Origin of the sequence: Protofrankia sp. CiT1 (assembly GCF_917627335.1) — a bacterium.
Taxonomy (GTDB): Bacteria; Actinomycetota; Actinomycetes; order Frankiales; family Frankiaceae; genus Protofrankia.
Genome location: NZ_CAKJTP010000049.1, coordinates 6654 through 29644 on the forward strand (window position 1 = coordinate 6654; position 22991 = coordinate 29644).

Below are 22991 nucleotides of genomic sequence, written 5' to 3' on the forward strand. Positions count from 1 at the left end.
GCGCTCTTACACACGCCCGATGCGGTAGTTGTCGGTCCAGATAAGTTGATATTGTACATATGTACCCGGGCGCCGAGAAACAATCATCTGCCCGCCGCCGGCGTACAGGCCGTTGTGGTACGCTCGCCCTTGATCATCCAAAAAGAAGATCACATCACCTAGGCGAACATCGGCCCGGCTGACTGGGTGTAGCGCGTCGAACTGCTCGTAGGTTGTACGGGGTACTGAGACGCCCACCTGCGCGTAGACATACTGGATGAGACCTGAGCAGTCGAAGTCATTCGGTCCGGCGCCACCATAGCGATAGGGCTTACCGATCTGCTGCTGGGCGACCGCGACTGCCGCCGCGCCGAGCGAGTTCGACCCTGCGGTCGAGTCCGGCGGCTGCGCTGTCGTCGTCCCGAAAAGCGCACTCCACGTCAATGGCCCGACAATTCCATCAGCCACCAAGCCCGCGCCAGCCTGGAAACTCCGGACGGCGCTCTCCGTCGCTGGGCCAAAATCCTGGTCGGCCGTGATCCCCAACCGGCGCTGGACCTCCGCGACTGGCTCTCCCCGGCTCCCTCGGCCCAGCAGCCGACCGGGATACTCCAGCGCCGCGAGCTGCACGGTGCTGGACGCTGAGGAGGACGATGTGTACCAGACCGCGTCCGTGGAAGAAGGTACGGCATTTTCCGTATACCCATTGCGTGGAGCGTGCTCACTTGCGGTGGCCGGACGAGGCGCAAGCGCCACCGCGACGGCAACAGCACAGGAGAACGCAGTTACCGTTGGTGAGACTGCACGGCTTGAGATGGACATTACCATCGCCCCTCCGCCGCCGTCCGGGCAGCGAGCCCGGGCCCCGTCCGCGTGCGTCTCGCGGACACGGGGATGCGGACGGGCCTCGGCGGTCATCCCCGTTACTCACGGTGATAGTGAGCACCCTCACGCTAAGAGACGACCGAAGAACTTTCAGCGATACTAGTTACCAAGAGTAACAGCGTTGGCTTGCCGTCCGATCAACAGGCAGCGGGCAACAGGCGTGGCAGCGCCGGCCGGCCGCTACAGGCCGACCCGGCCGGAGGGGTTGTCCCGGTCGAACAAACGGCCCGCCCGCACGTAGCTGTCCAGTGATGTGGACGAACGCCACCGTCCTTGCCGCATGATCGCCCGGTCGGGCACGCCGGCGCGGGCGGCGGCCGTGGCGAACCCGGAGCGTAGGGAGTGGCCGGCGAAGTCGGTGGGGGACAGACCCGCCGATGAGACCCGCCGTTGGACGATGCGGGCGACCGATCCCGGGTAGAGCCGTCCGCTGCTCACCCCGCCGTGCCGGTTGATCGCGCGGAACGCCGGCCCGTGCGTAATGCCGGCAGTCTCCCGCCAGGCGATCCACGACCGGACCGGGCAGGTCGGCCGGTAGGAACCGAAGGTCAGGCCGACCAGCGCGCCGCTTGCGTCCTGGTCGGTCTTGGATCTGCGGATGGTGAGGATCACGCCGTCCGGCGTCTCGGCGATGTCGGCCAGGTCGAGCGCGACGAGCTCGCTGCGGCGTAGGCAGCCGGCGAAGCCGACGAGTAGCAGCGCCCGGTCGCGGATGTCGGCGAGCCGGGAGTCGTCCAGCTCGGCGAGCACCTGGGTGAGCAGGCGGGTCTCCAACGCGTTCTTGCGGTTCGGCGCGGCGCCGTGGGTGCGGCGGATGCCGTCCCAGACGGTCGCCGCCTCAGGGGATGACGCCGGATTGGGGTGGCGGCCCAGCTGGTGTGCCACGGAGATCGCGGCTAGCCGCCGGCGGATGGTGGTCGGCCTGTATCCGGCGTCGGCGAGCGCCGCCAGATAACCGGCCACGGTTTCCGGGGACGCGGGCAGCACCGCCAGCTGCGGCGACTGGTCGGCACACCACGCACCGAAGTGGCGAAGGTCGGTCTCGTAGGCGCGCCAGGTCGAGGGGGCCCGTGCGGCCCGGGCATAGTCGGCCACCCGCTCGACCAGGTCCGGCGAGAGCGCATCGTCGCTATCGAATCTACGGACAGCAACTTCTGAGCCGCCTTCGCTCATGTTCGTAACCCACCCTTTCGGCGCCCGGCTGACGCCCGAGAAGTAAAGCTTATCGGGCGTCAGAACGAGAACTGTTTCGTATCAGATTATCGTATCGATACACAACTAAACAACGTTTCAAAACGAAACGTTAAACGATATGGTGCAGGGCGATGCTGGACGCCGGCTGAACCTTCGGCTGCGCCTTCCAGCGACGAGGTGGACAGCATGGGTCGGCTCGCCATGCTCAGCGCGGCCTCTCGCCGCGGGGGCGTGCCGCGGCGAGGCCACCAGCGGGCTGACGCCCGTATGCCTGCGACGGCCAGCGTGTGTGTCCACTCATGCGGGTTCGGTGCGAACATCCCGAATCATGAATATGTCGCCGGGCTGAATGGTGGCTTTTCCGAACCGACATCTGTTTTTCGGTTGTTTTTCGGTGGACCGCTCCACGGCATCCACAGCATCCGCGACGAACGGCCGGCCGGCGGCCACGGAACGGATTGCCGTGCTGATGTTCCCGCCGTGCTAGCCTCCCCCCGTCTCATTGTCACCGGTCCGTTTTTCCAGGAATCTGGACCACCTGCCGAAAGAGGTATCCAGAAATGATGCGCCGTCTCGCGCTTGCCGTAATTGCGGCTGGCGCTGTCACCGGCCTGATCGCAACGCCGGCGTCGGCCAGCAGCACATTCAGCGTCGTGCAGCCTCACCAGAGATATGCCGGCAAAACGTACGGACAGTGGTCGGCAGCCTGGTGGCAGTGGGCGGTCAGTGCCCCGGATCCCGACAGCCCCCTCAACGATCCAACAGGGGAGAACTGCGCCGTCAACCAGAGCGGACCGGTGTGGTTTCTCGCCGGCACCCCTGGGACCAGCAGCCCGAGCTGCACTGTGCCCGCAGGCAAGGCAATCCTGTTTCCAGTCATCACCGCCGAATGCTCCAGCGTGGAGAAAAACGGCACGACTGAGGCGGAGTTGCGCGCCTGCGCGGCGAACTACATCAACCACGCGACAGCCCTGCACGCAAGCGTTGACGGAACCCCGATCGACCTCGGGCCCGCCGGCAGCCGGTTCCGGTTCCAGTCTCCGTTTTTCCGGATCTGCTTCGTGCCGGACAACCCCATTTACCCTGACGGCGGAAAAGGACGGTCAGTCTCCGACGGTGTCTGGGTGTTGCTGCGGCCATTGCCGCCAGGCCAGCATGAGATCAACTTCACTGGGACAATCTCCATTCCCGAGGCCACTCCGCCTGTCAACTTCCAGATATCCGTCAACTATCACGTGACGGTTGCGGATCAGTCCTCCGATTATGAGGAGCCGGAAATCCCTGCCTATTGGCGTTGGTAGTCACCGACGGCCGAGCCGTTCCCGCCGCGGGGTGTCTATGCACGGATGCTGGTCCAGCAGTCCCGTATTGATGAGGAACTGCGCGCCGACGCCGAGGAATGGGCCAGCTACCAGATCGCTGCCGACGCTCTCGGGGCGCGACACGCGTCAGCCATGGCGCTGGAATGGGCAGGACGTGCCGCGGTCCACTCGGTCCTGGTCCGGGATAACGCGGCCCTCACCGGGTGCCAGCTCACCCTCGACAGCCCTCGACAGTACCGAAGCCCCCCTGGCGCAAGAACCATTGATCACCGGTGGCCCACCGGGGCCATCGGTCAGATCGGGGGGCTGGCGTCCCACGGCTCGGCCGGCCCATGATCCCCTGGAGGCTCCCGCCGATCGATATCAGGCCCATGACCCGCAGCCCAGAGAGTGCGGCACTTCTCGCAGTACAGCGCTGTGCCCTGCCGCCATCCGCCCTTGCCGCCACGCCGGTTACGACGGTGCTCGGGGCAACGCAGCCGCAGCAGGATGGCTCCCGGGTCCGGCTCGGGCTCAGGCGGACGTGCCGCCGCGGCAGCCGTCATGTCCGCACCTTGCCGGTTCCTCCGCAGCGACGGCACGGTTTGTCCTCCTGGCCGTCGAAGCTGGATTCCTCGTCCGATTCGAGAATGGGCCTGGTCTGATAACCAGCGCCACCGCAGTCCTCACAGGTCAGCATGCCCTGGGCGACCGCGTCGTGCGGTGGGCGGAAATCGGCGCCGGCCCGTTTACCGGACCGCCCCGCGCCCCGGCCGCGTCGGTCACCCCGGAACATGGCCACGATGTCACGGTGACGGCTGGGATGCCGGTTGTCGAGTACGGCCTCCCAGCCGCCGCCGGCCCCGTCACCACCTGCCCGACCAGCAACACATATGACGAATATCCCAATGATGGATATACCGTCCGTCGGACATCGCCCATATCCACGCGCAACGCGCGGCGGTGCACACCAGTGACGACGCCGTGCGGCACAGCGCCGAGGCCTCCAGAAGATCCAGGCCGGCCCCTGCGCTGGACAGAGCCCATCGGCCGCACGTCCGCAACGCCGTCGTTTCAGCTCTTGAGGAAGGAGAGCAGGTCGTCGTTGAAATCCTGCTCGAAACGGCCGACCAGCCCGTGGGGCGCGCCGGGTACGACCTTCAACGTCGCGTCTTTCACCAGCGGTGCTGATTTCAGCGCCGCGGCCTGAATCGGAACGATCTGATCGTCGTCACCGTGCGAAATCAGAACCGGGACGTCGATCTTCTGGAGGTCTTCGGTGAGGTCCGTTTCTGAGAATGCCTTGATACAGTCATACGCGGGCTTCAGTCCCACAGTCATGCTCATGAGCCAGAATGCGTCGCGGATCCCCTGGGAGACGTCCGCGCCATCCCGGTTGACGCCGTAGAAGGGGACGCTCAGATCTCGGTAGAACTGTGACCGGTCAGCGCGCAGGTTCACCCGCATGGCGTCGAAGGCGTCGATCGGTGTCCCGTCGGGATTGGCGGCCGTTTTGAGCATCAGCGGAGGTATCGCCCCACGCAGCACGGCGGTCGCGACTCGCGATGTGCCATGGCGGCCCATATAGCGGGTGACTTCTCCGCCCCCGGTAGAATGACCGACCAGCGTCACCTGCCTCAGGTCGAGAGCGTCCATCAACTCGGCAAGATCGTCGGCGTACGTGTTCAGGTCGTTGCCGTCCCAGGTCTGACCTGAACGCCCGTGGCCTCGGCGGTCATGCGCGATGGCCCGGTAGCCGTGGGAGGCCACGAGTTCCAGTTGGTTGTCCCAGGCGTCCGCGGTCAGCGGCCAGCCGTGACTGAACACGACTGGCCGACCAACGCCCCAGTCCTTGTAAAAGATCTGCGTGCCGTCCGTGGTCGAGATGGTGGGCATTGTTGGCTTTCCTTCCCGGTGAGATCGTTGCCACAGTTACCCCGTGTGGGCACGTGACGCGATCAGGAGATCACCGATCCGGCATACCCGAGGCGACGCCCCTCAACCCGAACGATCCAACCGGCCGCTGGCTCCCCCGGTTCGCCGACGTGTTACCGCCCTGACCCATTGTCCCATGGGGTGGCCCGCCAACGAGCGGGCCACCAGCCACGGCCGGCGCATGTTTGAGGAGCTCCGCCCGCCGCGGTCACCGGCCACCACGTCCGCCCAGTTCTGACCGAACCTGATCGTGTCGTTTACGTGCGCCACGAACGCGGAAAATGAGATCGTATAGACCGATCGCACGTGCGGCGGAACTGTGCGAGACGCGACATGTCCGATAATCTGACGAAGGACCATCGGGAGGGTGCGTGCACCGGCGGACGGAAAAATTCGGCGTCACGTTAACCATTCTGGACGACCTGCTGACCCCGCTCGCCGCCGAACCCAGGGAATTCCTTCTCAACCGGGCGCTGGACGAGTTCGTTCAGGATGTCGCCGTCCTGGACGGCGTCGCGGCGACCATGGTGACGGGCGCACCCAGGCCGAAGATCGACGAATCGATCGACGCCGCCGGGACGGCGGTAACCGACAGCGAGTTGATTGTTTCAGGCCAGCAGGTGATGCAGTCCTGGGAGCGGCCGCTCATGCAGGCGCTGGCCCAGGCCGTGACAACGCCTGGCGGCTCGGTCCTGGAGGTCGGCTTCGGGCTTGCGATCTCCGCCGGTTTCGTGCAGGAGATCGGACCCGCCCACCACACGATCATCGAGGCGAACCCGGAGGTCGCCCGTCGTGGGGCCGAGTGGGTAGGCGCGCAGGGGCGGCCCGGTGCGGAACTGGTCCATGGCAAGTGGCAGGACGTGCTGCCGGCCCTCGGCCGGTTCGACGGGATCCTGTTCGACACCTACCCGTTGGACGAAGGCGAGTTCGACGAGTACGTCATGCGCGACGCGACATTCGCCGAGCATTTTTTCCCGCACGCCGCCGCGCACCTGAGGGATGGCGGTGCGTTCACCTACTACTCCAATGAGATCGATTCGATGTCCCGGCGTCATCAGCGGGCATTGCTGGAACACTTCCGGTCCTTCTCGGTGCGGATCGTCGACGGCCTGCGGCCGCCACCGGACTGTCACTACTGGTGGGCACCGTCGATGGCAGTGATCGTCGCCCGCGAACCGCGCCGCTGACGCGTACACGACCGTCGATGCGCGGGTCGCGGTCGCACCCTAGCGGTCGCTGGCGGACGGCGGATGGCTCGTGCTGTCGGTGCCGCCGCGCCGGCTCGCCCGCGTCGAACGGTGCCTGGCCGCCCAGGAGGTCACCGTGCTCGACGCGGAAAGTGCCCTGCTGGCGGGGATGCGCGACTTCTGCGAGCGTCACCGGGTGGCGTGGGCGCTGGTGCTGGAGGCGGACGCGGCCGAGCGGACGTCGCGTGAATGGGCCAGTCTGTCGAAGGTCGCGCAGGCCGGCATGACCGCGGTGCGGGCCTCGGTCGAAGCTGCGGGACCGGCCGTGCTGCTGGTGAACGCCGGTATGCTCGCCCGGTACGACGGTTCGCTGACCCTGTTCGACGAACTGCGCGAATCGGTCCGGACGGCTACCGCCGGCACGGCGGTGCGCACGGTGTGGGTGCTCGTACCCTGGGCCGATGCGGAGAAGCAACCCCTGCTCGACGGCGGCGCCCCGGTACCCCCGTTCGGGAACCAGTGGCTGGCGCTGTCCGAGGAGTGGATTGCCAGGCATGAGTCCCGGCTTGCCGAGGGGGGAACGGCATGATCGAGGCCAAGCGTCTGCTGGCCGATCTGCGGGTCCGCAACGCTCGACTGCTTCTACCCGCTTCTACCCGCGGGGTCGGTAGACGTCTGCGCGGTGCTCGATCGCGACGACGTCGACCCGGTGGTTGTCGGTGTCAACGCGGTAAATGACGCGGTAGTCGCCTCGTCGCGCGCTGTGGAGTCCGGCGAGTTGGAGCTGGAGTGGCTTGCCGACGCGGTGGGGGTTGGCCGCGAGAGATCCGTAAAGGAACTCGACGACGGCGGTGGCGACCTTCTCGGGCAGTCGGTGAAGGGCGCGTCGAGCGGGCGCGGTGAAGGCGATCTCGTAGGCGTCGGTCACCGGCCGGTGGCGAGACGCAGCGCTTCGTCCTTGGTCAGGACGGTCGCCCCCGCCTCGTCGAGGTCGTCGAGCGCCTCCCGGACGTCGGCCATGAGCTGAGTGCTGCCCATGACGGCAAGGGTCTCCTCGAGCGACTCCAGGTCGTCGACACTGATGACGATCGCCGCTGGTCTGCCGTGCCGTGTGATCACGACGCGGCCGTGCTCTCGTTCGACGCTGTCCACAACCTCCGAAAGGCGGTTTTTCACATCCGCCAGCGGCATCTGCTCAACGATCGACATAGCCACAACTATAGCCAAGACTGGCCGTTCCGGCGGGGTCACCGCTGGCCGGGCGGACCTACCGGCAAGCCTCGGATCGCTACCAGGCAGGCATCGGTCCCACCACGGGCCGTCGGAACCGAACGCCGGCAGCCGCGCGTAGATGAGGCCGGGCCGCGCGGCCCTCAGGACGTCGTAGGTCAGTCCCCACGAGGCCATGACGCGGGGCGTGAAGTTCTCCACGAGGATGTCCGAGCGGGAGACGAGCTCGAGGAGCAGCTCCCTGCCCTCCTTGCTGCCCAGGTCGAGGGTGGTGCCCCGCTTGCCCGCGTTGCCGCCGTGGTAGCTCGGGCCCGTCTCCCACCAGAGGTCCTCGCGGAACGGCCGGGCGCCGCGCATCCTCATGCCGTCCGGCCGGGACACGGACTCGACCTTGATGACGTCGGCGCCGAGCAGGGCGAGCACGTAGCCGACGATGGGTCCTGCCCAGAACGCGGTGAGGTCGCAGACCCGCAGGTCCGCAAAGGGGAGCGCCGCCGGTTCGGTCCCGGTGGCCGGCTCTCGCGGGGTGCGGGCGGCCCTGACCGTCGCGGTGTGCTCGCCGGGCGTGGGCGTGGGCGCGAAGTCGCGCAGCGCGAGGCTGCTCCGCGGGAAGCGGTAGGGACGGCGGGACGCCGGCGACGCTGCGGTAGTTGACCTCGTACGCGGAGACCGACCTGCAGGTCGTGCGTCTCGGTGGGCTGCGGGTCCTCGGCGAGCTCCTGCGGGGACGTGAGCCCGGTCCGGCGGCGTCGTTGGGACGCCTCGTCTTCACGGAGTTCGAGCAGCGGCTGCACGCTCTCGCGGTCGAGATCACCGGACGGGCTGCGGTGCTCGCGCCGGGCCGGGCCCATCCGGTCGAGGGTGGGCGGTGGTCGGCGGGCCTGCTCGCCACCCGTGCCAGCACGATCGGGGCGGGGACCGCGGAGATCCAGCGCAACACCATCGCCGAACAGGTGCTTGGCCTCCCGCGGGAGCCGGCGGCATGAGCACCGACGGGGTTGTTGTCAGCACCGACGGCGGCCTGCTCAGGATCGTCCTGGACCGGGCGACGGCCCGCAACGCGCTGCGCGCCGTCGACATGCGTCGGATCACCGCCGCCGTCACCGACGCGGTCGACGGCGGAGCCACCCGGGCGATCCTCATCCGATCGGTCGGGCCGCACTTCAGCGCGGGCGCGGACATCGTCTCGGTGAATGCACCCGGTACCGGTGGACTGATCCGGGCGGTCCGTGCCGGCGCGAACCGCATGATCCAGACGTTGTGGGACTGCCCGCTGCCCCTCGTCGTCGCCGTGCAGGGTCGGGCGATGGGCCTGGGCGCTCACCTGGCACTCACCGCCGACGTGATCGTAGCCGGGGAGGGCGCCTCGTTCGTGGAGCCGTTCGCCGGGCTCGGCTTCGCCGTGGACAGCGGCGGCACCTGGCTGCTGACCCGGCGGGTGGGGATCGGCCCGGCCACGCAGGTGCTCCTGCGGGGCAAGCCCCTGGACGCGCGGCGCGGCCACGAGCTGGGTGTTGTCGACGAGGTGGTCGCCGATGCCAATCTCGCGGCGCAGGCGGCCCTGATCGCGGCCGACCTGGCGGCGGGGCCGACGCTCGCCCTGTCAGCCACCAAGGGACTGCTGCGCCGCGGCCTGTCCACCGACCTTGCCGCGGCCCTCGAGTCCGAGCTGGTGGCCGTCGAGCTCACGGTACGCAGCAGCGACTTCAAGGAGGGCATCGCCGCCTTCGGCCAGCGCCGCAGGCCCGAGTTCACCGGACGCTGATGCACCCTCTGCCACCAGATGATTCTCCGCTTCGATGTCGCTCGCCGCCGCGCTGTGGGCCGCAGCGGCCCGATCCGACGGCGCGACCGCCCCGGGGCTTCCCACGGGCCGGTCCAGTGACATCGCTTTTCGTGGTCCGGCCCTCCCGCTCCTCCCGGGGACGTGCCGGTCTGCGGGTTTGTCGTCTCACCGGGCGCGGGTAGGTGTGGGCTCGGCGGAAGCGGAATTCGACACCGAAAAGCCGAGGGAGAGCGATGACTGAACGTATGAACGGTCAGAGGGTGAAGGGCGCCGCCGTGTATGCCCAGACCAACGATGCTGCCAGGAACGAGGTTGTTGCCTTTAGGCGTTCCGCGGACGGCAGGCTCGCTCCGCTGGGACGTTTCGGGACCGGGGGCCGGGGAAGCGGCACCCCGCACCTGCCATCACAGAGTTCCGTCATTCTCAGCGACGACGGCCGGTGGCTCCTGGTCACGAATGCCGGCAGCGACGAGCTGTCCCTGTTCTCGGTGGAGGAGGACGGGCCACGGCTCGCCGATCGTGTCCCCTCCGGTGGTGCCAGGCCGACGAGCGTCGCGGTGAACGGCGATCTCGTCTACGTACTCAACAACGGCACGCCGAACATCAGTGGTTTCCGCATCCGGGACGGGAGGCTGACCCCGCTTGAGGATTCGACGAGGCCGCTGAGCGCCGGCAACGCGGATCCGGCCCAGGCGTCCTTCAGCCCGGACGGCCGGACGCTCGTGGTCACCGAGCGTGGGACGAACAGCATCAGCGCCTTCGCGATCGGTGATCGTGGCTACGCCGAAGGCCCGATGACGATCCCGGCCGCCGGGCGGACCCCCTACGGCTTTGATTTCACCCCGCAGGGCTCGATGATCGTGACCGAGGCGTTCGGCGGCGAGACCGGTGCCGCGGCGGCTTCCTCATACACCGTGGCGGGTGCGGGCCGGCTCGCCCCGGTGAGCGGTTCGGTCGGCGACACCCGCAGTGAGGTCTGCTGGGCCGCCGTGACCAGGGACGGCCGCTTCGCCTACGTGACGAACTTCGGCGATGGCACGGTCTCGAGCTACCGGGTCGAGGAGGACGGAAGCCTCGTGCTGCTCGACCCGGTAGCGGGCTCGACCGGAAGGGGGGAGAAGGGCATCCGCGACGAGGCCATCACCCCGGACGGCCACTATCTGTATGCGATCGACACCGATGGCCAGCGGGTCCTCGGCTGGACGGTGGAGTCCGACGGCCGGCTCACCCCGGTCGGCGCCTTCGAGGGTGTTCCGCAGACCGTTGCCGGCCTGGCCGTGAGCTGACCGCCGGGACCGGTCCGGTTCATCCGCGCAGCGGGTCACGCGCGAACCCGGCCATCCCGTCGCTGAAGGCGATCTGCGGTCGGTATCCGAGGATATTGCCGGCGCGGGCGGACGAGGCGGCGATGTGCCGGACGTCACCGGCCCGATAGGCGCTGGTGATGACGGGCACGGGTCCGCCGAAGGCCTGGGCCAGCGCGTGCGCCATGTCGCCGACGGTGTGCGGATCGCCGGAGCCGATGTTGAGCGGGAGGAGCCGGCCGGGTGGGGCCGTGTGCCGCAGCGCCTGCAGATTGGCCCGGGCGACGTCGTGGACGTGGACGAAGTCGCGGAGCTGGCCGCCGTCCTCGAAGACCCGTGGTGCCTCCCCCCGCTCCAGTGCGCTGCGGAAGATCGAGGCGACGCCGGCGTACGGGGTGTCGCGGGGCATCCGCGGGCCGTAGACGTTGTGGTAGCGCAGCGCCAGGACGCTGCCGCCGGTCGTGATTGCCCACACGGCGGCGAGATGCTCCTGGGCGACCTTTGTGGCCGCGTAGACGTTCCTGGGGTTCAGGGGGGCGTCCTCGGTGACGGGCGTCGGCTGAAGCGGGTTGCCGCAGCACGGGCACGGTGCTTCGAACCGGCCGGCGTCGAGATCGGCCGGCCGCCGTGGGCCGGGGCGCACCAGCCCGTCGGCCGGGCAGCGGTAGCCGCCCTCCCCGTAGACCACCATCGAGCTGGCCAGCACCAGACGCCGCACCCCCCGGCGGGCCATGGCGGACAGCAGTACCGCGGTACCGAGGTCATTGTTGGTGGCGTAGGCGGGCAGGTCGTCGAGGTTGACCCCCAGGCCGACCATGGCCGCCTGGTGGCACACCGCGTCCACCCCGTCGAGCGCCGCCTCGACCCGGACCGGGTCGGTCACGTCCGCGACGATCAGCTCGGCACCGTCGTTCACCTCGGGTTTCGTGCGATGCACCGCGGGCAGCACGGCGTCCAGCACCGTGACCTCGTCACCCGCTCCGACCAGCGCGTCGACTATGTGGGAACCGATGAAGCCGGCGCCGCCGGTGACCAGGACTCGCATGTCCGTGACGTTAACCGCTCCGGAGCAGCCCGGATCTTACGAGCCGAGGAACAGCTTCCGGACACAAGGACTATCCAGGCCTGCTCAGGGAACCTGTTCAGGCGGCGGGAAGCGCGACGACGAAGCTGCAGCCGCCCTGGCGGTTGTGGACGGTGACGTCGCCGCCGTGGGCTTCGACAATGCCCCGGACGATCGCCAGCCCGATGCCGGACCGTACCCGAGGCTGGTGGGGGTGGTCGCCACCGCCGGGGGTACGCGCGGTCTCCCCACGGAAGCCGAAGTCGAACAGGCGGGGCAGGTCGGCGGCGGGGATCCCGCCGCACCGGTCGGCGACCGCGAGTACCGCCCGGTCGGCGTCCGCTCCGGCGGTGACCTCCACCGTCCCGTCGTCGGGGGTGTGCCGGATGGCGTTGACGAGGAGGTTGGTGAGCATCCGCCCCACCTCGGTCACGTCGGCGTCGACGTATACGGCGTGGTCGGCGCTGCCGGTGACGGTCACCCCTCTGGCGCGTGCCATCGGGTCGGTGGCGGCGATCGCATCCGACACGACGTCGGCGAGACACACCTTCTCCAGCGTCAACTGAAACGCGCCGGCCTGCAGCCGGGCCAGTTCGAACAGGTCATCGACCATGCCGGTCAGCCGCTCGGCGTCGGCGAGCATCAGCCGGTGGTAACGGGCCGTCGTCTCGGCGTCCGTCACAAGGCCGTCCTGCAGGGCCTCCGCCGTCGCCCGGATTCCCGCCAGCGGGGTACGCAGGTCATGGCTGATCCAGGCCACCAGCTCACGCCGACTGGCTTCCAACGCGCGCTCGCGGTCCCGCGCCGCCACGAGGCGCACATGCGTGGCGTCCAGGGTGCGGGCCAATGCGGCGAGCTCGGCCGTCGGAACCCGGCCCGCATCATGATATTCCAGCTCACCGAGGGTGGCGGCTGCCCGGGTGAGTGTTCCGGTGGCGGCGACAACCGGCCGCCCCAGCCATACCGCAGCGGCGGTGGCGACCACTGCCGAGACCGCGACCACGATCAGCACGACCTGCAGATCGTGGTCGGACAGGAACATGGCCCGTGCGGTGCCGGCAACGCCCACCGCCACCGCGACCACCGGTACGACCGACAGCGCCGCCGTCGTGGCCCACAGCGGCCGTCCCCGTAACAGGCGCAGCAGTGGCACCCCCGTCAACGCAGCCGCAGCCGAGCAGGCGAGCGCGATCCCGGCGACCTGCAGTTCGGCGCTCATGACGGCGTCTCGTCCGCCGGCACCGGTGGCGTCGGATCGTAGCGGTAGCCGACGCCCCACACGGTGACGAGCATCCGGGGGGCGGTCGGATTATCCTCGATCTTCTCCCGCAGCCGGCGGATGTGGACGGTGACGGTCGAGGGGTCCCCGTAACTCCACCCCCACACCTGTTCCATCAGCTCGACGCGGGTGAAGGCACGGCCGGGATGGCGCAGCAGGAACACCAGCAGATCGAACTCACGCACCGTGAGGCCGAGGATCACCCCGTACCGGGTGGCGGTGCGGGCGGCCGCGTCCACGACGAGGGTGCCGGCGCGCAGCATGCCGGACTCCGGTGGCGACAGTTCGTTTGCCCGCCGCAGCACGGACTGCACCCGCAGCGTCAGCTCGCGCGGCGAGAACGGCTTGGTGACATAGTCGTCGGCGCCGCATTCGAGGCCGGCGATACGGTCCGCCTCCTCACCCAGCGCCGTCAGCATGATCACTGGAACCGGTCGACTTTCCCGCAGCTGGCGACAGACCTCGATGCCGTCGAGGCCGGGAAGCATGAGGTCGAGCACGACAAGGTCCGGGATGGCGGTCCCGGCCACCCGCAACGCCGCGGGCCCGTCCGCGGCGCGGTCGACGTCGAAACCGGCGTTACGCAGATACCGGTCGACGACCTCCGCCACGGTGGCGTCGTCGTCGACCACGAGAACACGGGCCATCCGGTAACGATAAGAGCCGGCCAGCCAACCGGACCCGCCCGGGCGACGGATTTCCCCGTTCCGTAATCTTCCGGCGTCGAACCGCCGCGCTCTTCCTCGTTCCGTAAGGGTCGATCACATCCCCGCCCGATTACAGTCCCGATCATGCTTACGCAATGTGACAGTGGTGGGGCCTCGGTGGACGTGGTCCTGCCCTGCCTGGATGAGGCCCGCGCGCTGCCCTGGGTCCTGGAGCGGATGCCACCCGGATACCGGGCGATCGTCGCGGACAACGGCTCCCACGACGGATCACCCCGGATCGCGCGGGACCACGGTGCGGTCGTCGTCGTGGTGCCGGAACGGGGCTACGGCGCGGCGGTGCACGCCGGGCTGCGGGCCGCGGACGCCGAGGTGGTCTGCGTATGTGACGCCGACGCCTCGCTCGACCCGGCGCACCTGCCCCGCCTCGTTACCGAACTGCTGGCCGGGCGGGCCGAACTGGTACTCGGCCGGCGGCGTCCCACCTCGGTGCGGGCGTGGCCGCCACATGCCCGCCTCGGCAATGCGGTCGTCGCCGGGCGGCTGCGCCGACGCGGCGTCCCGGTCCGTGACCTGGGTCCGATGCGGGCCGCCCGCCGCGCTGATCTGCTCCGCCTGCCCATCGCCGACCGCCGGTTCGGCTACCCGCTGGAGCTCCTGCTCCGGGCCGCACAGGCCGACTGGCGGATCATCGAGACCGATGTCGACTACCACCCCCGGATCGGCAGATCCAAGGTCACCGGTTCGCCGCTCGGCACCGTCCGCGCCGTACGCGACATGTCCGCACTGCTCGCGAGCCTGCGGTGAGACTGCTCGTGGTGGCGAAGGAGCCCGTGCCCGGTCGGGTCAAGACCCGGCTGACGCCACCGTTGCGCCCGGCACAGGCGGCGGCCGTGGCCGAGGCCGCGATCGCGGACACGCTGGCCGCGGTCGGCGCGCTGAGCCGCAGTCCCGGCTTCGGCTGGCTGCGGCCCGTCCTCGTCCTCGAGGGCACCGTCGGCCCGTGGCTGCGGACATCGATCGCGGTGGTGCCGCAGGTGTCCGGACCGTTCGACGCCCGGCTCGCGGCGGCCTTCGACGACAGCGCAGGCCCGACACTGCTGATCGGGATGGACACCCCGCAGGTGACACCGGCCCTGCTGGCCGACGCGTGCCACGCGCTGCGCCACGCCGACGCGGTGTTCGGCCCCGCCGCCGACGGCGGCTGGTGGGCGCTCGGCCTACGACGTCCCGACGGCACGTTGCTGCGTGGCATCCCGACGTCACGCCCGGACACCGGTGCACGGCAGCGTGCCCGCCTGTCCCGGGCCGGCCTTCGGGTCGCCACCCTGCCGGTGCTGCGGGACGTCGACACCGCGGCCGACGCCCAAGCGGTCGCACGGCTCGCACCGGACGGACGGTTCGCCGCAGTGGTACGGCAGACCGTGACACCCCGGAGTAGTCCGACGGCGGTCCGGTGACCGGCGGTCGGTCGACGACGGCAGCCATCCACCGCTGGTGCCCCACGGCCGTCTACGAGGCGGCGCTGCGGTCCGTCGACGGACCGCTGTGGGTACGCCATCCGGACGGACGTCGTGAACCGGTTCCGGTGGACCAGTGGCGTGGTGGGCTCATTCCGGGCGACGCGTCCCTGCTTCGCCGTTGCGACGGGCCGACCCTCGACGTCGGTTGCGGCCCTGGTCGGCTCACCGTGGCGCTCACCACCCGCGGGGTTCCCGTGCTTGGCATCGATGTGGCCCCGTTCGCGGTGCGCCTCGCCCGTCGTGCCGGTGCGGCGGCGCTATGCCGCGACGTCTTCGGCAGGGTACCCGGTGAGAGACGGTGGTCCGCGCTGCTCCTCGCCGATGGCAACATCGGGATCGGCGGCGACCCGGTCCGGCTGCTGGCCCGCGTCGCAGGGCTGCTCGCCCCGGCCGGCCGGGTGCTCATCGAGCTCGGGCCGCCCGGGACGCCCACCGGCCCCTCGCTGATCCGCCTGGAAGGGCCGGACGGGCGGATGTCGAGGTCGTTTCCCTGGTCGCTGGTGGGTACCGAGGGGATCGCCGGCCTCGCCGCGACCGCCGGCCTGCACGTTACGGAAATGTGGTACGACCCGGGGCGGCACTTCGCTGCCCTGGGCAGATGTCGGTGAACCTGTCTGTAGAACCACTGCGTACCGCGCCTGCCCGGCGAGCTGACCGCGGGTCGAGGCGAGGGGCGAAGCGCGGGTCGCAGTCGGAGCTGATGGACGTTGTCATCCGGCCGGTGGACCGGATGCGCTTACGTGACTGCGCCGCGCCCGCCGGACGCGGACCGCGCGGACCGCGATGACAGCTGTGGCGCAGGCCCACACCAGGCCGAGGACGATCGCGAGGTTCCGTCCGTACGGCAGCGGGTTCACCGACGGGTTGTCCGCCGGGCCGCCGTAGCCACGCCACAGTGGCAACGACGCCAGTGCGACCGCACCGCTGATCAGCAACGCACCCTGCAGCACCGCCCGGAAGGGCGCCGGGACCAGCCGGGTGAGCACGAGACCCACCGCCATCGTCACCGGGACGACCAGCAGGTCGTGGACCAGGATCCCGCCGACCAGCCACTGCGCCGCGTTCGGCGGGTTCGTAGCCGACCGCATCCCGACCAGCCCGTGGACGCCGTAGCCGATCGCGGCCAGACCGGCCGCGGCCGGACCGCCGCGCAGGACGGCCGTGGTCACCGCGCGGACGGCGCGGTGGCGGCCATTGTGATCCCGCCGGTCAGCCTGATCAGCCTGTGCCTGCCCGTTCACAGCATCACCACCCGGTGTACCCATTTGGTCTGCAGCACGCCTGGCCGGTTCGGTGCGATGAGCCGGGCCGGGTATCCGTGGTCGATGTCCAGGTCGGCCCCGTTCAGGCCGGTGGCCAGCAGGGTCAGCGGGTCCCGGGCGTGCGCCGGGTTCACCTCGCTGGTCCGGTAGGCGCCACCGGCTTCCAGGGACTCCACACGCACCGTCGCCTCCGCGGGGATGCCGGCGGCGTCCAGCAGGTCCCGCAGCCGTAGGCCGTGCCAGGTGGCGTCCGCGGCCCAGCCCTCCACACAGGTGATCGGCAGTCTCGACGTGTGCTGGGGGAACCCCCGCAGCCCGGCGAGGGTGAGGGCGAACGGGCGCGGGCCGACCACCTCCAACCGGTAGCCCGGATCCCGGGCGACCGCGGTCACCCGGGCGGCGGCCGCGGTTCTGTTGACCGGCAGCCGCTGCGGGCCGATGTCTGGCCGGCGCGGCGCGAGCAGGTCGAGCCCGGACAGGCCAGGCACCCACTGGCCGGCGGTTGTCGTCACGATCACCCCGGCGGCGCTGGCGACGGCGACGGCAAGGCCACGGCGGGACAGGCCGCCGCCCGGCTGTTCGGGAGCGCTCACCCGGTCGGTCAGCCGCGACCGTTCGCCTCTGCGGCGGCCGACGTTCGCCCGCACGACCGCGAGTTTCGCGGCGATGTGCACCCCCAGCGCGCCGATTGTGATCCAGGCGACCCAGTAGTGGGTCACCGTGAAGAAGAACCGGAACCGGTACCACTGCGCGATGTTCGCGATTCCGGTGGCCAACTGGAACACGGCCCCGGCGACCAGCGGCACGATCGAGAGCCGCTCCAGTGCATGCGCGACCGAACGGACCGGCGGCCACTCCCACAGCCGCGGGTACACCGTCCACAGTTTCGCCAGCAGCAGCGGGACGCATGCCAGCCCGGTCGTCACGTGCAGGCCCTGCGTCAACCGATACAGCGACACCGGGCGGGACGGCCAGACCAGCCACGACGGCGGATGCTGCATGGCGTGTGACACCAGGCCGGTCAGGAAACACACCCCGAAAGCGACCCCGAGCCACATCCCCAGCAACGAGGCCACCCGAGGGTCGTGCAGGCGACTGGAAAACGCGTCCGTGCGCAACGGCCCGCGGCGCAGGACCGTCGGCGCTTCCCGAAGCCGTCCGGTGAACAGCCGGATGAACGGTCGCATGTACGCACGGTAGGTCGCCGTCACCGCCTCCGCCGCTGGTGAAGCCTTACGGAACGGAGAAGCTCCACCGCGGTACGCCGGGGCCGGCCGGCATGTCTGTCAGGCTCGGCCCATGCCCGCCCCCGTCCCTGTCGCCGAACCGCTCGCCGGGACCGTCCATGCGTACGGGATCCGCCGTGCGCGGGCCGTGGCGGCCATCGCCCGACGTCGTCGGCGTGACGGGCGGAGTCTCCCGACGCCCGGGGATGGCGGCCGGTGGGCCCTGGTCGCAGCGGTCGTCGGGCTGAGCGGCGTCCTCGCCACGCAGGCGGCGATCCTGCTCCAACCCGGCTACCTGCCCGGCCGGATGACCGTGCTCTACCTGACCATGCTCTGGTGGGTGACCGGGACAGCCGGCGCGGCGTGGCTGATCCGGGCCGCTCCCCGCCGGCTCGCCGTCGGCCTGCTGCTCGCCGGCACCGTCGCGATCCACGCTGTGGCGCTCACCCACGGCCCCCAGCTGTCCGACGACCTCTACCGCTATATCTGGGACGGCCGCGTGCAGGCCGCCGGCATCGATCCCTACCGCTACGGTCCTCTCGCCCCCGAACTCGCCCACCTGCGCGACGACTGGTTGTTCCCGGACCCGGCCGGGTGCGCCGCCATCCACCGGGGCCCGCACTGTATCCGGCTGAACTACCCCGACGCGCACACCATCTACCCACCGGTGGCGCAGGCGTACTTCACCGCCGTGCATGTCCTGCCCGGCCCGCCGCGCGAACACCGGATGCAGCTCTACGCGTCCCTCGCGTCGCTCGGGCTGGTCGTTCTGATGATGAGGGTGCTGGCGGCGCAGGGCCGGGACCCCCGCTACGCCGCTTTCTACGCGCTCTCGCCGCTCGCCGGGCTCGAAACCGGCTCCGACGCGCACGTCGACGTCCTGGCCGCGCTGCTCGCGCTCAGCGGCATCGCGGCTCTCAGATCGCGGCGGCACGCCGGATCCGCCGCGGCCGGACGAACAGGCACGGCCGGAGAATCCGGTGTGGCCACGGAACCCACCCGCCGCCGTGCGTCGCTCGCCGGAGCGCTGCTCGGCGCGGCGGTGGCGGTCAAGCTGTACCCGGCGCTGCTCCTCCCGGCGGCCGCCCGGCGCCGCCCGATCACTCTGGTCGGCACCGCCGTCACGGTCATGGGACTCTCCTACCTGCCTCACGTCCTCGCCGTCGGAACTGGAGCCCTCGGTTTCCTGCCGCAGTACCTGAAGGTCGAGGGATATGCCCAGGGGGGTCGGTTCCTGCTCCTGTCGATGTTCGGCATTCACGGTGCCACGGCCAAAGCCGTTGCGGTGTCGCTGCTGGCCGTGGTCGCCGTGGTGGTGCTGCGCTCCGATCCGCGCCGGATCCCCGTGGAACGGGCGGGGTTGTGGCTTGTCGGGGCGGCTTTCCTGGTCGCCACCCCCGTTCAGCCCTGGTACGGCATCCTGCTGGCCACCCTCGCCGTGGTCGCGGGACGGCTGGAATGGCTGGCCGTCGCCGCCGCCGTTCACCCCGTGTACGTCTCCCTTTTCACCGGTCCACCGGGCGACGCCCGGACGCTACAGGTGTCCTCCTACGCCGTCGCCGGGCTCGTCGTGGTCACCGCGGCCGTCCTCCGGCGACGGGGAAGAACGCGATCGCGTCACCCGGGAGCATGCCGGCGGCCCCGGCGGAAGAATTCGACGGCGTCGGTGACGGAGGTGACGCTGTCCCAGGTGAGGTAGGCGGTGAACGAGGCGTTCCAGAGCTCGGGCCGTCGGCGCCGATCCAGCAGGCATCGTGGTCGATCGTCATCTGGACTCCTACGTCGTGGGGACCGTGCTGGTGTTGAGCCCATCGGCGCCTGTCACGTCGCACATCTGCCCGATGGGCTGGCGGTCCGGGTCGGCCAGTGCGTGCAGGCTCTGCGGGTCGGTGACGACGGATGCGAACCGTCGCGCGCCGTCGTCACGGCCGATGATCCAGCCGCGGGCGGGCGTGCCGGCCCGGTCGTGCTCGACGGTGAAGGTCTCGATCCGCCCGCGGCCGGTGACGGCGGAGGCGTACCCGGGGACCGGCGCGGTCGCCGACGGGACGTGTGCCGGCTCAGCCCAGGGCCGTGGCGGCCTCGTCGGTGCGATGACCATCGCATGGTGTTTGGTGAGGTACTCGCCGTTGGCGTAGACCAGCGTCCGGCCGCACAGGCGATGCGCGGCGACGATCGCGTGCAGGGAGTAGTCGTTCGCCGGTCCGCCGAAGGATTCCAGGCCGCCCGTGATCGTGAGGGGGCGTTCCTTGAGGATCGCGTCCAGCGCGCTCAACAGTGCGGCGGGGACGGCATTGTGGGCAGCCTGCGCGATGAGCTCGCAGGGCTCGCTACCGTCGCCGCGGAGGTCCGCGGCGCCGACGATCACAGGTATTCGGGGCGCGGTCAGGGACACGCGGTGAACGTATTTCGGCCGGGGACCGCATGCGTCCGGTGGAATCCGATTCTCAAGCGGGGCGCCTCCCGGGTGCCCGGCTCCGGGTCGCCGGTCAGGTTGTCGATCAATTCCCGCCCGGTATCCGGTCATGGTGTGCGGCGGTGGTACGGGTGCGCCGTCGCGCGCTGATCGGGTTATGCGAGCGGTACCCGAGCCCGCTCGGTCACGTGCCGCTGAGGGCCTTGAGGGAGAGATGCCAGCAGAACGGCGAAAACCACGTCGGGAGCGATCATCCTATCGGAGTGTCGCTACGACCGTTTGAACTCGCCCAGGCCGGGTCCGACTGGTTATCGATCACGCATAGGGTGGTACGCGGAGCAGGCAGCGACCAGACACGCTACGAAGAGGGAGAGCCGATGGTGCGTCGGTTCAACACGGCCGGCCCGTGCCTGCCCGCCGAACATTACATGATCCCAGCGCTGTCCCGGCTGCCGGAGGCACCCGGCCTAGTCGATCTGAAAGCTTACTTCGTCGTGCACGCGCCGCGCCAGACGGGCAAGACGACGGCACTACGCGCGCTCGCGCGTGAGCTGACCACCCAGGGCCGCTACGCCGCGCTGCACTTCTCCTGCGAGGCGGCCCGGGCAGCCGACGATGACTACGGCTCCGCGTCCCGCACCATCCTCAGCCGGATCCGGGCAGGCGCGCAGGACTCGCTGCCGGCCCCGTTGCATCCACCACCCTGGCCGGCGGTGCCGGACGGCACACTGATCGTCGACGCGCTGCGCGCGTGGGCGCACGCGTGCCCTCGGCCGCTGGTGCTGTTCTTCGACGAGATCGACGCGCTGCGCGGCCAGTCACTCCTCAGCGTCCTGAGCCAGCTCCGTGACGGCTACAACAGCCGCCCCGCACCGTTCCCGTGGTCGGTTGCGCTCTGCGGCCTACGCGACGTCCGCGACTACAAGACCGCCGCCGGGGGCGACCCGTCCCGGCTGGGAACGTCCAGCCCGTTCACCATCAAGCTGGAGTCGCTGCGGCTCGGCGACTTCACTCCGGTCGAGGCCGCCGAGCTGTACAGCCAGCACACCGCCGACACCGGCCAGTTTTTCGCCCCCGGAGCCGTCGGCCACGCCTACGAGCTGACCGCTGGCCAGCCATGGCTCGTCAACGCCCTCGCCCGCGAGGTCATCGAAAAACTCGCCGTTCCCGTGACACAGCCGATCACGGTCGAGCACCTGGAGACGGCCAAGGAACGGCTCATCCTTGCCCGGGCGACCCACCTGGACTCGCTCGCGGCCAAACTCACCGAGCCGCGCGTCCAGAAGGTCCTCGGCCCGCTGCTGGCGGGCGACATCCTCGATCTGGAGCCCTATGACGACGACGTCAGCTACGTCCGGGACCTCGGCCTCATCGCGCCGAACGCGCCAGTCCGCATCGCGAACCCGATCTACCGCGAGGTGATCGTCCGAGTCCTGGCCAGCCGGATCCAGGAAAGTGTCACCGCCGATCCGCGATCCTTCGTCCGCCCGGACGGCACCTTCGACCTCCCGAAGATGCTCACCGAGTTCGTCGACTGGTGGATCGAACACGGCGAGTTCCTCACCCGCCGCGGCTACTACGACGAAGCATCCCCACAGCTGATCTTCATGGGCTACCTGCAGCGCGTCGTGAACGGTGGCGGCTACGTGGAACGTGAATACGCCGTCGGCTCCGGCCGTATCGACCTGAACATCCGCTGGCCCCACACCACCCCCGACGGCACCCGCCACGTGCAGCGCGAGGCCGCCGAACTCAAGGTCTGGCGCGAGGGCAGGCCCAACCCGCTCAACCAGGGCCTGAAACAACTCGACCGCTATCTCGACCGCCTCGGCCTGGGCAGCGGCACCCTGCTCATCTTTGACCAGCGCCCCGACGCCCCTGACATCGACAAACGCACCGCCCTTACCACCACTACCAGCCCTACCGGCCGCACCATCACCCTCCTCACCGGCTGACAACACGCACGGCTGCCGGAGCAGGGAGAAACCAGCGCGGCCGTACATCTGACGTTTGATCAGTTTCGTCGTGGTGTTGATGCCTTCCATGGGGCCGTTGCTGGAGGGCAGGGCCAGTCCGGCGACGAAGGTATGCAGGGCGGGCAGGTCGTCACCCGGTACATTCTTCATCCACATGTCGAGGTCCTCGCCGCGGCGCTCGGTGAGCAGGATGGCGAACGCGCGTACCCGGGCGGCCAGGACGGTCATCTGCGGGCAGCTCGCGACCAGGTCACCCGAGGTGCCGCAGCAGGTCGGCGGCCTGCTCGCCAGCCAGCTGGCCAGTCGACGCGGGGACAGCCGGCGTGCGGGGTCGGCGCGTCTCTGGCTGAGGGAGCGCACGAGCAGGGTGGCACTACCCGGATAGCCCTGCTCGCGGATCTCGGCCAGCAGGCGGGTGACCGCCACGGCGGGCTCGGCGGCGCAGATGGTCGCGTTAGGGGTCGACCAGCGTGTGGCGGGACGCCGCAGGGCCTCGGCCGGCTCTGCGCCCGGGCATAGCGCGTGACGGTGCCGCGCGACCAGCCCAGACGGCGGGCGCACTCGAGCAGTGCTGTCATACCCAGCGTAGGACGTCGATCCGTCGCGGCACGACCACCCGAACCCCGGGCTGCCCGACCGCCAGGCCGCCACGGTGGCGGCCTGGCGGTCGGGCAGCCCATCGACGCGCCGGTGGCTAACGGCGTCGATCAGCAGGGTTGCGTACCGGCGGCCTCGCCGCAGCGCACAGTCGTCCATGCTGAGTACCTCCGGGACCGGCCC

General features: G+C 69.9%; 25 protein-coding genes. 13 read left to right on the forward strand and 12 right to left on the reverse strand.

Annotated features, from left to right (window positions below; translation table 11 throughout):
- Positions 1-6 precede the first annotated feature (6 nt).
- The gene (locus MJ785_RS22240; RefSeq protein WP_370651652.1) at positions 7-897 is read right to left on the reverse strand and encodes an NlpC/P60 family protein; all 891 of its coding nucleotides are present in this window, start codon (positions 895-897) and stop codon (positions 7-9) included.
- A gap of 147 nt (positions 898-1044) precedes the next feature.
- Positions 1045-2037, reverse strand: coding sequence for a tyrosine-type recombinase/integrase (locus MJ785_RS10550; protein ID WP_239311349.1), 993 nt, complete (start codon positions 2035-2037; stop codon positions 1045-1047).
- A gap of 581 nt (positions 2038-2618) precedes the next feature.
- On the opposite strand from MJ785_RS10550, the gene MJ785_RS10555 reads away from it, so the two are divergent.
- Positions 2619-3359, forward strand: a complete 741-nt coding sequence (locus MJ785_RS10555; protein ID WP_239380614.1) for a hypothetical protein — start codon at positions 2619-2621, stop codon at positions 3357-3359.
- A gap of 45 nt (positions 3360-3404) precedes the next feature.
- Positions 3405-3716 carry a hypothetical protein gene (locus MJ785_RS10560; RefSeq protein ID WP_239380615.1) on the forward strand — a complete coding sequence of 104 codons (312 nt, stop codon included), beginning with the start codon at positions 3405-3407 and terminating at the stop codon, positions 3714-3716.
- A 205-nt stretch (positions 3717-3921) separates the two neighbouring features.
- Here the strand turns inward: MJ785_RS10560 and MJ785_RS10565 are convergent, their stop codons facing one another.
- A complete protein-coding gene (locus MJ785_RS10565; RefSeq protein WP_239380616.1) occupies positions 3922-4155 on the reverse strand; it encodes a hypothetical protein in 234 nt (77 codons plus the stop codon).
- Positions 4156-4433: 278 nt separating this feature from the next.
- Entirely contained in the window at positions 4434-5255 is an 822-nt protein-coding gene (locus MJ785_RS10570) for an alpha/beta fold hydrolase (protein WP_239311352.1), read from the reverse strand.
- A gap of 410 nt (positions 5256-5665) precedes the next feature.
- Between MJ785_RS10570 and MJ785_RS10575 the strand changes: the two genes are divergently transcribed.
- Both MJ785_RS10575 and MJ785_RS10580 read left to right on the forward strand, forming a co-directional pair.
- Positions 5666-6481 carry a class I SAM-dependent methyltransferase gene (locus MJ785_RS10575; RefSeq protein WP_239344951.1) on the forward strand — a complete coding sequence of 272 codons (816 nt, stop codon included), beginning with the start codon at positions 5666-5668 and terminating at the stop codon, positions 6479-6481.
- Between the two features lie 70 nt (positions 6482-6551).
- The gene (locus MJ785_RS10580; RefSeq protein WP_239310229.1) at positions 6552-7070 is read left to right on the forward strand and encodes a hypothetical protein; all 519 of its coding nucleotides are present in this window, start codon (positions 6552-6554) and stop codon (positions 7068-7070) included.
- Between the two features lie 63 nt (positions 7071-7133).
- On the opposite strand, the gene MJ785_RS10585 is transcribed toward MJ785_RS10580, so the two are convergent.
- Complete coding sequence (locus MJ785_RS10585; RefSeq protein WP_239380617.1) at positions 7134-7409, reverse strand: type II toxin-antitoxin system RelE/ParE family toxin; 276 nt, start codon at positions 7407-7409, stop codon at positions 7134-7136.
- Entirely contained in the window at positions 7406-8302 is an 897-nt protein-coding gene (locus tag MJ785_RS10590; protein WP_370652917.1) for a type II toxin-antitoxin system prevent-host-death family antitoxin, read from the reverse strand. Before MJ785_RS10590 ends, MJ785_RS10585 begins: the two co-directional genes overlap by 4 nt.
- A 59-nt stretch (positions 8303-8361) precedes the next feature.
- Here MJ785_RS10590 and MJ785_RS10595 point away from each other — a divergent pair, with 59 nt between their 5' ends.
- From MJ785_RS10595 to MJ785_RS10605, 3 genes are all read left to right on the forward strand, one after another.
- Entirely contained in the window at positions 8362-8697 is a 336-nt protein-coding gene (locus MJ785_RS10595) for an acyl-CoA dehydrogenase family protein (protein WP_239310233.1), read from the forward strand.
- Positions 8694-9476: an enoyl-CoA hydratase/isomerase family protein gene (locus MJ785_RS10600; RefSeq protein ID WP_239380624.1), complete on the forward strand. Its 783-nt coding sequence runs from the start codon at positions 8694-8696 to the stop codon at positions 9474-9476. Before MJ785_RS10595 ends, MJ785_RS10600 begins: the two co-directional genes overlap by 4 nt.
- Before the next feature lie 266 nt (positions 9477-9742).
- Positions 9743-10783, forward strand: a complete 1041-nt coding sequence (locus tag MJ785_RS10605) for a beta-propeller fold lactonase family protein (RefSeq protein WP_239380626.1) — start codon at positions 9743-9745, stop codon at positions 10781-10783.
- A gap of 19 nt (positions 10784-10802) precedes the next feature.
- Here the strand turns inward: MJ785_RS10605 and MJ785_RS10610 are convergent, their stop codons facing one another.
- The 3 genes from MJ785_RS10610 to MJ785_RS10620 all read right to left on the reverse strand — a co-directional run bounded on the left by MJ785_RS10610 (position 10803) and on the right by MJ785_RS10620 (position 13790).
- Entirely contained in the window at positions 10803-11846 is a 1044-nt protein-coding gene (locus MJ785_RS10610) for an NAD-dependent epimerase/dehydratase family protein (RefSeq protein WP_239380628.1), read from the reverse strand.
- A gap of 97 nt (positions 11847-11943) precedes the next feature.
- Positions 11944-13083: a sensor histidine kinase KdpD gene (locus tag MJ785_RS10615; protein WP_239380630.1), complete on the reverse strand. Its 1140-nt coding sequence runs from the start codon at positions 13081-13083 to the stop codon at positions 11944-11946.
- On the reverse strand, positions 13080-13790 hold the full coding sequence (locus MJ785_RS10620) for a response regulator transcription factor (RefSeq protein WP_239310237.1): 711 nt from the start codon (positions 13788-13790) through the stop codon (positions 13080-13082). Before MJ785_RS10620 ends, MJ785_RS10615 begins: the two co-directional genes overlap by 4 nt.
- A gap of 144 nt (positions 13791-13934) precedes the next feature.
- Here MJ785_RS10620 and MJ785_RS10625 point away from each other — a divergent pair, with 144 nt between their 5' ends.
- The 3 genes from MJ785_RS10625 to MJ785_RS10635 are packed head-to-tail and all read left to right on the forward strand — an operon-like array spanning position 13935 to position 15939.
- On the forward strand, positions 13935-14615 hold the full coding sequence (locus tag MJ785_RS10625; protein WP_239344941.1) for a glycosyltransferase family 2 protein: 681 nt from the start codon (positions 13935-13937) through the stop codon (positions 14613-14615).
- Positions 14616-14626: 11 nt separating this feature from the next.
- Positions 14627-15268 (forward strand): DUF2064 domain-containing protein, encoded by a 642-nt coding sequence (locus MJ785_RS10630; protein ID WP_239310253.1) that lies wholly within the window; start codon positions 14627-14629, stop codon positions 15266-15268.
- The gene (locus MJ785_RS10635) at positions 15265-15939 is read left to right on the forward strand and encodes a class I SAM-dependent methyltransferase (protein WP_239344939.1); all 675 of its coding nucleotides are present in this window, start codon (positions 15265-15267) and stop codon (positions 15937-15939) included. Before MJ785_RS10630 ends, MJ785_RS10635 begins: the two co-directional genes overlap by 4 nt.
- A 102-nt stretch (positions 15940-16041) precedes the next feature.
- Here MJ785_RS10635 and MJ785_RS10640 read toward each other — a convergent pair whose 3' ends face one another.
- The gene (locus MJ785_RS10640; RefSeq protein ID WP_239310240.1) at positions 16042-16572 is read right to left on the reverse strand and encodes a hypothetical protein; all 531 of its coding nucleotides are present in this window, start codon (positions 16570-16572) and stop codon (positions 16042-16044) included.
- Positions 16569-17780 carry a molybdopterin-dependent oxidoreductase gene (locus MJ785_RS10645; RefSeq protein WP_239310254.1) on the reverse strand — a complete coding sequence of 404 codons (1212 nt, stop codon included), beginning with the start codon at positions 17778-17780 and terminating at the stop codon, positions 16569-16571. Before MJ785_RS10645 ends, MJ785_RS10640 begins: the two co-directional genes overlap by 4 nt.
- A 112-nt stretch (positions 17781-17892) precedes the next feature.
- Between MJ785_RS10645 and MJ785_RS10650 the strand changes: the two genes are divergently transcribed.
- The gene (locus tag MJ785_RS10650; protein ID WP_239380632.1) at positions 17893-19518 is read left to right on the forward strand and encodes a glycosyltransferase 87 family protein; all 1626 of its coding nucleotides are present in this window, start codon (positions 17893-17895) and stop codon (positions 19516-19518) included.
- Positions 19519-19596: 78 nt separating this feature from the next.
- Here MJ785_RS10650 and MJ785_RS10655 read toward each other — a convergent pair whose 3' ends face one another.
- Positions 19597-20187: a hypothetical protein gene (locus tag MJ785_RS10655; RefSeq protein WP_239380634.1), complete on the reverse strand. Its 591-nt coding sequence runs from the start codon at positions 20185-20187 to the stop codon at positions 19597-19599.
- 425 nt (positions 20188-20612) lie between these two features.
- Between MJ785_RS10655 and MJ785_RS10660 the strand changes: the two genes are divergently transcribed.
- The gene (locus tag MJ785_RS10660; RefSeq protein WP_239310243.1) at positions 20613-22190 is read left to right on the forward strand and encodes an ATP-binding protein; all 1578 of its coding nucleotides are present in this window, start codon (positions 20613-20615) and stop codon (positions 22188-22190) included.
- Between the two features lie 211 nt (positions 22191-22401).
- Positions 22402-22596, forward strand: a complete 195-nt coding sequence (locus MJ785_RS10665; protein ID WP_239310244.1) for a hypothetical protein — start codon at positions 22402-22404, stop codon at positions 22594-22596.
- The last annotated feature ends 395 nt before the right edge of the window (positions 22597-22991 follow it).